Source organism: Burkholderia sp. Se-20378, assembly GCF_017104665.1.
GTDB classification, from domain to species: domain Bacteria; phylum Pseudomonadota; class Gammaproteobacteria; order Burkholderiales; family Burkholderiaceae; genus Burkholderia; species Burkholderia lata.
Genome location: NZ_JAAGPG010000280.1, coordinates 1 through 10,901 on the forward strand (window position 1 = coordinate 1; position 10,901 = coordinate 10,901).

The window sequence follows — 10,901 nt, forward strand, 5'->3', positions numbered from 1 at the left end:
CGTTGCGTGCCGCCGCGCAGCGGCCGTTGCCGGCCGGAAGATGGGTGTCCGCCGCCTGTCACACTCGCGACGACCTGCTGCTGGCCGCGCGCGCCGGCGCGGATTTCGTCACGCTGTCGCCCGTGTTGCCGACGCTCAGCCATCCCGGCGCGCCGACGCTCGGCTGGACACAGTTCGGCGCGCTGGCTGCCGAAGCCGCAATGCCCGTCTTCGCGCTCGGCGGCATGACGCGCACGCACCTCGACGAGGCACGCCGCCACGGCGCCTACGGCATCGCGGGCATTCGCGGGTTCTGGTAGTTCGGGGATTTCCTGCGGGGCAGCCGGGCGCAGATGCGCCCGGCCTCTCAGATTCTTTTACTGGCTCACGTCGTCATGCGTTCAGGTTCGGACGCATTCCGCGCCACATGCCGTCGTCGATGCGACGCGCATCGTGCGTGAGCGCATACCGGTTGACGTCACCCGTCAGCCACGCGACGAGCGCATACGGCGGCAACACCCCTTCATCGACCCGGTCGCGCGCACGCGCGGGCGTCTCGAACACGACCCGCCCTCTCGGTGCGTCGAACGGCACCGCCTCGGGTGACAGGTTCAACGCGATGGTCAGCGTTTCGTCGTCGGCGAGCCGCCACGATGCGAGCAGCGCGTCGGCATCGCCGTCGCCGTCCGACTTCAGCGCACGCGCTTCCTGCGGCCGGCAATCTGACAAGCGCGGCGCGATCAGCTTCGCGCGCACCGCGAGCGCCGACTGCACGAAATGCGCGCGATCGGCATCGCGCGCCGTTTCGTCGAAGATCAACGGAATCTGCGGCGTGAGCAGCGACAGCGCAAGTGCGGCCAGACCGGCCTCCTGCCCGTGGTCGCCCTGCCCGCTGTCGCGCCACGCGCCATCGGACAGCACCAGCGACGTCAACGACAGCCCGCTGTCGGCAGCCATCCCTTCTCCCGACCCGGCCGGCTGGAATGCAGCCCCGGCCGCGGTGAGCGCGCGGGCAAGCGTGTGGATCGACTGGTGCGTGGAAATGCCTTCGTGGGCCGACGGATCGCGCCCCGTCAGCCGGTGCAGCGCGCGTTCGCCGCACCCGTTCCACTGCGCATCGAAATGGGTATCGGCAAGATGCGCCGGATGCCGCTCGCTGCCGAGTACGAGATGGATCAACCGGTCGGCCGGCACGGCCGCACGCACGCGGTCCGCGATCTCGCGCAGCCACGACACGCCAATCCGGTCGGCTTCGCGCAGGCGCAGCCCGTCGCAACGGTACTCGTCGATCCAGTACAGCGCGTTGTCGCAGAAGAAATCGCAGACTTCCGGATGATCGAGCGCGAGCGGCGGCGCCTGCAGCGGATCGTCGCGCGTATGGAAGAACGGCGCCGCGTAGTGACGCAGCGCATCAGTGCCGCTGCCGAAGCGCGCGTAGTCGAGCTCCAGCAGCACCGCGAGACCGTGACCGTGCGCGTCGTCGATCAGCGCCTTCAGCGCGTCGGGGCCGCCTTCGGCCGCGAGCGGCGCGAACGGCAGGCTGTCGTGCGGCGACGCGAGCCACTCCAGCGCGGTCACGCCCATGCGCGCGAGTTGCGTCAGTCGCCGTCGCACGCCGTCTACGCCGCCCACCGCGTGCGGGCTGATCGCATACGTCCCGCTGTCTTCCCAGGCTCGCCGGTGCCAGAACGCCTTGCCCCCACTCAACGCGCGCGGATCGACGACCTGGCTCGGGCCGTTGAGCCCTTCCGGTTGCGAGCGCGACGCGGGATCGGGAATCGATACCGCATCGTCGAGGCGATAGCGGTAAAGCGCACCGGCACCACAATCGGCAAAGACTTCGAACCAGTTCGTGCCGGCCGACGTCATCGGGACGAGCAACGGGCCGAAGCCGGTATCGAGTTCGAGCTGGACCTGCGTGCTGCCCGGCGCCCACACGCGAAAATGCGTGCGCGGCGACACGCCAAGCGCGCCACAGGGCTGGGCGCCGAACGGCAAGCAGTGAATGTAGTGCTGCGCATACGGATCGTGCGGACAATCGGACATCATGCGCTCCTCGTGCGTACCGAGCGGCATGGCCGCGCCAGCGGGGCGCGGCGCATCGGGGCCCGGCAAGCGACGGCCAGGCGGGGGGAGAGAACCGAGTATGCGCCGGTTTCGCCACCGCGATGCATCGCTCCCGGACATTTTTAAATACGAATCGACCCTCGGGAAAACCCGCAATCCGGCAGGCTTCGGCGAGTCAGGTAGCAGCCATACCGGAATGGCTGCTCGCCTTGTTGCACCGACCGCGCACGCTTACGCTCTGCGCCATGCTCGCGGACACGACGTCCGCGCCCGACCCGAGGAACCCGCCATGTCGCTTCCCGCCAGCGCCGCCAAATTCGATCCGGCACGCGCCCACGAATACGCCGAGCAATCCCGCATCGCGCTCGCCGGCTACGATGCCTGCCACGAGCTCACCGCATGCATGCTCGCATCGGCAATGGCTACACCCGAGGCGCGGATCCTCGTCGCCGGCGCGGGCGGCACGGGGCAGGAAATCTGCGTGGCGGCCGCGCTCGAGCCGGGCTGGCAGTTCACGGCCGTCGACCCGTCCGCGCCGATGCTTGCGCTGGCGCGCTCGAACGTCGAGGCCGCGGGCTTCGGCGCACGCACGGCGTTCGTCGAAGACGGTGTCGATGCGTTGCCCGATACGCCCGCGTTCGACGGCGCGACGCTGATCGGCGTGCTGCATCACGTCCCCGGTGACGACGCGAAGGCGGCGCTGCTGCACGCGATCGCGCGGCGCCTGAAACCCGGCGCGCCGCTCGTGCTCGCCGGCAACCATCGCCGCTACGCGGACCACCCTCGCCTGCTCGACGCATGGCAGCAGCGCTGGCGCATGAAAGGCGCGACGCCCGACGCGGTGCGCGCGCAACTCGCGAAGATCCTGCAGGGCGCCGATCCGCCTGCTTCCGAGGAAGCCGTGTTCGGCCTGCTGCGCGATGCGGGCTTCGATGCGCCGCTGCGCTTTTTCGCGAGCCTGTTCTGGGGCGCGTGGATCGCGGTACGGCGCGCATGATGGCGCGGGACGGCCAGCCAGGCACGGTCGGCTAGACGAGGTCGGCCAGGCGCGGCTCGTCACGGCGCGCAACGCATTTCGCGTACGCGCCACACGCGCTGGGTATGATGTCGTTCCCGCCCCCACTTCCGGCGTCGACATGCTCACCGTCCATCACCTGAACAACTCGCGCTCGCAGCGCGTGCTCTGGCTGCTCGAAGAACTGGATGTGCCGTACGAGATCGTGCGCTACGCGCGCGATCCGAAAACGATGCTCGCGCCGCCCGAGTTGCGCGCGATCCATCCGCTCGGCAAGTCGCCGGTCGTCACCGACGACGGCCGCACGTACGCCGAATCGGGCGCGATCATCGAATACCTGGTCGAACGCTACGGCAATGGACGCCTGGCGCCGTCGCCCGGCACGCCCGAGCGGCACGACTACACGTACTGGCTGCACTACGCGGAAGGGTCGGCGATGCCGCCGCTGCTGCTCAAGCTCGTCGCGCTGCGGATCGCCCATGCGCCGATGCCGTTCTTCGCACGGCCGATCGCGCGCAAGATCGCCGACACGCTTCAGTCGAGCTTCGTCGATCCGCAGATCGCCCTGCATCTCGGCTATCTCGACGACACGTTGAACCGCACCGGCTGGTTCGTCGGCGATAGCTTCAGCGCAGCCGACATCCAGATGAGCTTTCCGCTCGAAGCCGCGACCGCGCGCGGGGGCGGCAGCCGGTATCCCGCGATCGCGCGCTTCCTCGACGCGATCCACGCGCGGCCCGCGTACCAGCGGGCGCTGGAGCGCGGCGGCCCGTACGACCTGCTCAAGTAACGCTGTGGATGACCCGGGCCTGCGTCAGCTCAGCAGGCCCGCGGCGACGTTGATCGACAGCCCGAGCACGGCCATGTTGAAGTAGAACGACAGGATCGACTGCGCGAGCACCGAGCGCCGCGCTGAGCGGTTCGTCATCGACACGTCGGCCGTCTGCGACGCGACCGCGATCGTGAACGCGAAATACAGGAAATCCCAGTAATCGGGTTCGGGGTTCTGGTCCGGGAAGCGCAGCGCGCGATCGTTGCCCGGCGAGCCGTAATAGAGCCGCGCATAGTGCAGCGTGAAGATCGTCGGGATCAGGAACCACGCGCCGAACAGCGTCGCGGCCGTGATCGCGTAATGGCTGAGCCCCGCGCTGAAGCCGACGCTCTTGGCGGTCGCGAGCTCGATCGCGATCGCGGCGACGCTCGCGACGGTCGCGAGGCACACGACGGTCAGCACGGTCGTCGCGTTTTCATCCTCGCGGATCGCGACTTCGCGCACCTTGTGATGGTGCGCGGTGACCATGCGCACCCACATCAGCACGAGATACAGCCAGATCGCACAATCCCAGCCGATCAGCGCACGCACGGTCGGACGCAGCTGAAACGGCAGCAGCAGCGCGCACAGCACGCCGGCGACGAACGCCGCGACCATGCGCGGCCGGTTGCGTAATACCTGCGGATAAAGCGTCATCGTGTGATTCCGAAAGCGGATGGAAAGGTTTCGGCCGGCGTGCGGGACAGCCCGCTGCGCCGCACCGGCGGGTACCGCCCCGATTATCGTCATTCCATCGTGACGTGGCGATGGGCACGAGCGCCTAAGATAATGGGATGACTGCCACCGCCCCCCTCTGCCACCATCCGGCGAACACGGTCGGCCGCGACTTCGTCGTCGGCGACCTGCACGGCTGCGTGGATGTGCTGCGCGCGCTGCTGCACGACACCCGCTTCGATCCGGCCCGCGACCGCCTGTTCTCGGTCGGCGACCTCGTCGACCGCGGCCCTGCCTCCGAAACCACGCTCGACCTGCTCGACCGCCCGTGGTGCCACGTCGTGCGCGGCAATCACGAGGAAGTGATGAGCCTCGTGGCGCGCGGCAAGCTGTCGCCCGACGCGTGGCGCGGGATCGGCGGCGACTGGGGCGCCGACCTGCCGCCGGAACGGCTGCACGCCCATGCGGCGCGCGTCGACTCGCTGCCGCTGGTGCGCGTGATCGGCGACGGCCCCGGGCGCTTCAACGTGCTGCATGCGGAATTCTTCGGCTCGGACGCCGATCTCGACACCGGCAGCTATGCGCATGACGTGCGCGAGCGGCTGATCTGGGGCCGCGATCTCGTCCAGGGGCTCGCCGATCCGGCACGGCAGGCCGGGCTGTCGCTGACCTGCACCGGGCATACGCCGGTGCGCGCGCCGCAGCGGATCGGCGCGCAGTGGTTCATCGACACGGGCGCGTTCGCGCCGGCCGGGCGGCTCACACTCGCCGAGCCGCGCACCGGGCGCACCTGGTCGATGACGCAGGCCGAAGCGCGCGAACGCCACGCGGGCGACTGGCCGCTGCCTTGATGCGTTGATGCCTTGACGCCCGCAAGCGCGCCCTAGCCGACCTGGTTCAGTTCGAACACCGCATCGACGGCCGAGCCGTTCCAGTTGTATTCGAGGTAGGCCGCGTGATGGCAGTCGCGCAGCAGCGCGGTGCGGAACGCCGCCAGGCACTCGCCGCGCGGGTCGCGCACCGACGGATAGACGATCCCCGCGCCGCCCGCATTGCGCACCGCGCGACCGAGCGCCTGCCCGGCGCTGTAATCGAGCGGGTGCAGCAACGCCGGATCGCGTTTCGGCCACGCGCGTATGTCGGCCACGTCGCCTTGCGCGATCACCGTATAGAGCCGCATCTGCTGGCGCATCGGCGGCTCCTTCGTCGCTTCCAGGAACAGCGCGCTGTGATACCGCGTTTCGGCGATCGCCGTATCGCGCGAACGCGCGCAGTAGAACACGCCATAGCTGCCGTCGGAAAAGCGGCTGCCCTGCGGATTCAGGTGCGTGAATGCGGCCATGATCGGCCCCCAGCCCTGCCCGTAGCGGCGCTCGGCGGGCGGCACGAGATCGAGTGCGCCGACTTCATTGCGGATGCGATCGTTGGTCAGCGATTCGAGCGCGTAAAGCGCGTCGAAATCGTCCGCCGAGGCCACGCGGTCGAACAGGTTGATCGCCGGAAAGCGAGTGGGGATCACGCGATAGGCTGGCGCCCAGTCGACCGCCGTCGTGGGCCATTGTTGTGCTTGGATCGGCATTGTCACGCCCAGCCACCTCGCATCGCGTCGAGATATTGCCGGACGGCGACCAGATCGCCGACGTTGCCGGCGAGCATCCGGTCGAGTGCGCGCTTGCCGCCGAACGGCGCCGCGTCGTTGGGCCGCTTGACCCACGCATCGGCCGCGGCCGGCTGCGGCAGCAGGATCTGCAGCGCCTTGTAGATGCCGAGCAGCAGCGACAGGCGCTCGAGCGTATCGCGCGGCAGCCGCGCCGATTCCGGCGTGGCCTTCCACTTGAAGAACGTCGAACGGCCAGGCGACCCGAGCAGCACGATCTGTTCGTCGATCGTCAGTTCCCAGTCGCGTGCGATGTTGAAAAACGCACGGAGGCCGGCCGCCGACATCTGCGCGACCGAGGCCTGCGGCGGGGCGGAGTGCGATTCATAGGCGGGCTGTGACATGATCGTTAGTCTCGAAACGAATTTACTAACAAGATTAGTCCATTTCCGTATTTTTGCAAGGGTCGAGACCCACCGACCGACCCGCCCACCCGACGAAACGATATTTTTTGTCCATTCTGGACTCTGATTTTATTTTCTGCGTTAATGGCCGTGCGGACACCGCGCGCAGACGCGGTTCGTGTCCGTGAAACCGTGTCGCACAGAACCCGGAAGCACCCGCCAAGGAACGCACCATGAAGAGACTGATTGCCGCTGTTTCGATCGCCCTGCTCGCGGTATCCGCAGGCCCCGCCGTCGCGAAGGACTGGACCACGATCCGCTTCGGCACCGATGCCAGCTACGCGCCGTTCGAGTCGAAAGCACCGGACGGCAAGCTCGTCGGCTTCGACATCGACCTCGGCAACGAGATCTGCGCGCGCCTGAAGGCGAAGTGCGTGTGGCTCGAGAACGATTTCGACGGGATGATTCCAGCGCTGAAGGCGAAGAAGTTCGACGCGGTGCTGTCGTCGATGTCGATCACGCCGCAGCGCGCGCAGCAGATCGGCTTCACGACGAAGATCTACAACCAGCCGACGCGGCTCGTCGTGAAGAAGGGCTCGCCGCTGCTGCCGACGGCCGAATCGCTGAAGGGCAAATCGATCGGCGTCGAACAGGGCACGACGCAGGAAACGTACGCGAAGGCGTACTGGGGCAAGCAAGGCGCGAACGTCGTGTCGTACCAGAACCAGGACGGCGTATACGCGGACCTGACCTCGGGCCGCCTCGACGCGGCGCTGCAGGATGAAGTGCAGGCGGCCATCGGGTTCCTGAAATCGTCGCGCGGCGCGAACTACACGTTCGTCGGCCCCGAGCTCGTCGACGACAAGGTGCTCGGCATCGGCGCCGGCATCGGGCTGCGCAAGGAAGACACCGACCTGAAGGCGAAGATCGATGGCGCCATCCTCGACATGGTCAAGGACGGTACCTACAAGCGGCTCGCGTCGAAGTACTTCGACTTCGACATCTACGGCGGCTGAAACGGCGTCGCGCGCGTACGGGCGCCACTCCCGTCGCGCGCGTCCGACCGCCCCTCCCCTCACAACCAGACGGCGAGCGCATGATGCCGCTTGCCGTCACATCGAATGCATCATCCGTCGTCGGTGCGGCACAACGCTGCGCATTTCATTCGGATTGCAGATCGATCGTTCGCGAGGGCGATGCCCGACGCGAACGGATATCTGCGACTTCAGTCAATAGGCGAAGACCGGGCGTCGAGGTACCGGCGCCCGTGCGCACATGCCCTTGCGTATCGGGTTCGCGTGCAGGAAAGTGCCGACCCGGCGCGGATGACCGGCAATCAGCCGGATCCGCCTCGCACCGGGCGCGGAGAGATGGCCTGTCGATGCATGCCGGCCGGCTGCGAGAGCGACGTTCGACCGGCGATGCTCCGAATCACTGCGATCGCGGCCTGCCGGCCGCGGCGTGTGGCGATCGATCATTTTTCTTCCCCGTTTCAGTTTGATGGTTGTTCCGGCAACCGGACAAAGCCGGTGCTCCGACGATCAGGCGACGACGCTCCGTGCTCGCCGGAACGCGGCTGTCGTGCCGCGCTCCGCCGCCGCATCCCCGCGGACTGTGTCCTCACCGGTACTGACAGGGTTCGCTGCCGAACCGGACGGACCGTGCATCGTCGACTTTCGCACGCCCACTTTCGCAAGGAGCGGGCCAGCTTCGCGCGAGCCCGCCCGGACAAGGGTTTGACCGGGCAGCGTGGCGGCCGGAACGGGTGCGGAAGGCAGGAAGTTACGAAACTGAAACACGCGCCGCGCGGCACGGATCGGCCGCGCGGCGGCCCGGCCTTGCCGGATAAGGCTGAACAATGCAGCGCGGCATTTTTACCGATGGGTTGCAGGCCTTTCACCCCGATTTGCCGCACATATTTGCCCGGCGGCCGAGGCGAAATGTTTCATGCGCTTTACATGCCGTCGGCGGCGCGCGAGCCGCGGGTTGTCCGCGCATCCATCGGCCGGCGTCGGGCCGGCCGACCGCATGGCCATACTGCGAAACCGGCGCGCGTCATGTTTGCGTCGGCGCCTCTTGCCGGCGTATGCCGCGCCCCGTGCCCCCGTTCCTCACGCCCCACACGCCGCCCGAACGACCGCGTCCGATGATCCGCACCTTCTACACCGCCGAACGCGCCAGGCTGATTCGCTTCGGGGTGTCGGGCGTCGGCTCGACCGCGCTGCATGCGCTGATCGCGGCCGCGATGTTCGCGCGGTTCGACGCGACGCCCGTGAGCGCGAACGCGGTCGCGTTCTCGTATCTCGCCAATACGCTGTGGAGTTTTTCGTCGCCCGTGACGTGGGGCAACTTCGTGCGCTTTCTCGCCGTCGCGACGGCCGGACTCGGCATGACGATGCTGCTTGCGCACGGCACCGGGACGCTCGGCCTCGCCCGCGCGTGGAGCGTCGTCGCGGTCGTGCTGTGCGTGCCGCCCGTCACGTTCGTGCTGCACCGGCTCTGGACCTGTCGCTGAACCGGTTCACACGCCACGCGTGCGCCGCTCAGCCGACCCGCTGGTGCCCCGCGTCGCCCGACGGCGTGCCGTCGTGACCGCCGTTGTCGCCGTTCCCGCCGTTGTTGTCGTGATCGTTCAGCCCGTGCTCGATCATCATCCGGTAGAGCGTCACGCGTGAAATGCCGAGTTCGGCCGCGGCCTTGTTGATGCGGTGATCGTTGCGCAGCAGCGCATTCTCGATCGCGGTGCGCTCGGCGAGCGCCCGTGCCTGTTCGAGCGTCACCGGTTCGGTTTCGCCCGGCGTGTCGAGCCCGAGATCGTGCGGCGTCAGCAGCCGGCTCTCGGCCATCACGATCGCGCGCCGCACGCGGTTGATCAGCTCGCGCACGTTGCCGGGCCATTCGTAGCGGCGCATCGCATCGAGCGCGGCCGACGTGAAGCCGCTGATCTTGCGGCCGCTGTCGGACTTGAATTTCTGCAGCACGTAGTGCGCGAGGATGTCGATGTCCTTGCCGCGCGCGCGCAGCGGCGGCTCGTGGATGCGCAGCACGCACAGGCGGTGATAAAGGTCCGCGCGGAAGCGCCCGGCCTCGACCGCACTGTCGAGATCCACGTGGGTGGCCGAAATGATCCGTACATCGACCGGAATCGATTCCTGGCCGCCGAGCCGCTCGATCTTCCCTTCCTGCAGGAAACGCAGCAGGCTCGCCTGGCTTTCGACCGGCATGTCGCCGATTTCGTCGAGAAACAGCGTGCCGCCGTTCGCCGATTCGATCCGGCCCGCGCGCCGCTGGTTCGCACCGGTGAACGCACCGCGCTCGTAGCCGAACAGTTCCGACTGCAGCAGGTGATGCGGAATCGCACCGCAATTGATCGCGACGAACGGCCCCTTGCCGCGGCCGGAGCGCTCGTGAATCGCGAGCGCCGTCAGCTCCTTGCCGGTGCCCGATTCGCCGGAGATGAACACGCTCGCGTCGGTCTTCGCGACCTTGCGGATCGTGCTGAACAGCTGCTGCATCGCCTCGCAGTTGCCGATCATCCCGTGTTCGCCGATCGACGCCGCATAGGCCGCGCCGTCGACGCGATCGAGCGCGGCCATCCCGCGCGCGTGGCCGAGCACGTGCGATATCCATTCGTAGGGCAACGGAAGGGTCACGTAATCGAAGCAATAGCTGCGGATCAGCTCGCGCACCGCGGGCGTGATCGTGATGCCGGCCTGCGCGATGGAAATCCAGCCGATCGACGGCTGGCTCAGGCACGCCTTCAGCGCGGGATAGTCGCGCGACGTGAACCCGGTGAAATCGACCAGACCGGCGGCGACGCTCACGCCGGACGTCATGTTCTGCGCGGCGCCGGCCGTCTTCGCGACGGCGATTTCCCAGCCGAGCCCGCGCAGTTGCGCAAGCAACGGCTCATCGGGCGAACGCATGATCACGAACAGCTTGCGTCCGTCTTCGGGCGCGGTGACGGACACATGCGTCATCTCGGACACCGCTTGCCCGTTTGCGTCAGGTGACCTAGCAACCATCGTTGTTCCCCGCTTGGCGTTGGTATCGCGCCGGCTCGCCGTCGCGCGCGACGGACCTCGATCGAACCGACATATTGGCCGCATTTCCGTCCGAATAAAATCCCCCCGTGCATGAATCGCGTGAGGTGGACATTGTCATGAACGGTATAACGATGCGGCCGGCGCGCGGCTAGATGGGTGTTATCCCGGTGGCGTATGCGGCGAGAACCCTGAACGGGCGGCTGCGCGGCGCGCAAAGCCGCGCCGGCGCTGGCGCCTGGCGCTTTCGGACGATGCGGTGCACGCCGGATCGGCTCACCCGCGCATGCGTGCGCAACGGGTCGACGGG

Annotated in this window: 11 protein-coding genes; 6 read left to right on the forward strand and 5 right to left on the reverse strand. The window is 67.9% G+C overall.

The features are described 5' to 3' along the window. Positions 1-299: thiamine phosphate synthase (locus G3N93_RS24815; protein WP_206134161.1), on the forward strand; the 299-nt coding region annotated here is incomplete at its 5' end. Between the two features lie 73 nt (positions 300-372). On the opposite strand, the gene G3N93_RS24820 is transcribed toward G3N93_RS24815, so the two are convergent. Further along, entirely contained in the window at positions 373-2,025 is a 1,653-nt protein-coding gene (locus G3N93_RS24820) for a DUF3459 domain-containing protein (RefSeq protein WP_206134164.1), read from the reverse strand. 310 nt (positions 2,026-2,335) lie between these two features. On the opposite strand from G3N93_RS24820, the gene G3N93_RS24825 reads away from it, so the two are divergent. Then, a complete protein-coding gene (locus G3N93_RS24825; protein ID WP_206124579.1) occupies positions 2,336-3,043 on the forward strand; it encodes a class I SAM-dependent methyltransferase in 708 nt (235 codons plus the stop codon). A 139-nt stretch (positions 3,044-3,182) separates the two neighbouring features. Further along, complete coding sequence (locus tag G3N93_RS24830; RefSeq protein ID WP_206124578.1) at positions 3,183-3,851, forward strand: glutathione S-transferase; 669 nt, start codon at positions 3,183-3,185, stop codon at positions 3,849-3,851. Between the two features lie 24 nt (positions 3,852-3,875). Here G3N93_RS24830 and G3N93_RS24835 read toward each other — a convergent pair whose 3' ends face one another. Then, positions 3,876-4,529 (reverse strand): DUF1345 domain-containing protein, encoded by a 654-nt coding sequence (locus tag G3N93_RS24835; RefSeq protein WP_174938686.1) that lies wholly within the window; start codon positions 4,527-4,529, stop codon positions 3,876-3,878. A gap of 137 nt (positions 4,530-4,666) precedes the next feature. Here G3N93_RS24835 and G3N93_RS24840 point away from each other — a divergent pair, with 137 nt between their 5' ends. Further along, positions 4,667-5,398 carry a metallophosphoesterase gene (locus G3N93_RS24840; protein WP_206134162.1) on the forward strand — a complete coding sequence of 244 codons (732 nt, stop codon included), beginning with the start codon at positions 4,667-4,669 and terminating at the stop codon, positions 5,396-5,398. Positions 5,399-5,430: 32 nt separating this feature from the next. On the opposite strand, the gene G3N93_RS24845 is transcribed toward G3N93_RS24840, so the two are convergent. Both G3N93_RS24845 and G3N93_RS24850 read right to left on the reverse strand, forming a co-directional pair. Then, the gene (locus tag G3N93_RS24845; RefSeq protein ID WP_174931911.1) at positions 5,431-6,126 is read right to left on the reverse strand and encodes an RES family NAD+ phosphorylase; all 696 of its coding nucleotides are present in this window, start codon (positions 6,124-6,126) and stop codon (positions 5,431-5,433) included. 2 nt (positions 6,127-6,128) lie between these two features. Then, positions 6,129-6,548, reverse strand: coding sequence for an MbcA/ParS/Xre antitoxin family protein (locus G3N93_RS24850; protein ID WP_011355846.1), 420 nt, complete (start codon positions 6,546-6,548; stop codon positions 6,129-6,131). 233 nt (positions 6,549-6,781) lie between these two features. Here G3N93_RS24850 and G3N93_RS24855 point away from each other — a divergent pair, with 233 nt between their 5' ends. Both G3N93_RS24855 and G3N93_RS24860 read left to right on the forward strand, forming a co-directional pair. Beyond that, positions 6,782-7,564, forward strand: a complete 783-nt coding sequence (locus G3N93_RS24855; RefSeq protein ID WP_011355847.1) for an ABC transporter substrate-binding protein — start codon at positions 6,782-6,784, stop codon at positions 7,562-7,564. A 1,130-nt stretch (positions 7,565-8,694) separates the two neighbouring features. Beyond that, entirely contained in the window at positions 8,695-9,063 is a 369-nt protein-coding gene (locus tag G3N93_RS24860) for a GtrA family protein (RefSeq protein WP_206134163.1), read from the forward strand. A gap of 28 nt (positions 9,064-9,091) precedes the next feature. On the opposite strand, the gene G3N93_RS24865 is transcribed toward G3N93_RS24860, so the two are convergent. Next, positions 9,092-10,573, reverse strand: coding sequence for a sigma-54 dependent transcriptional regulator (locus G3N93_RS24865; protein ID WP_174938688.1), 1,482 nt, complete (start codon positions 10,571-10,573; stop codon positions 9,092-9,094). Positions 10,574-10,901: the final 328 nt, after the last annotated feature.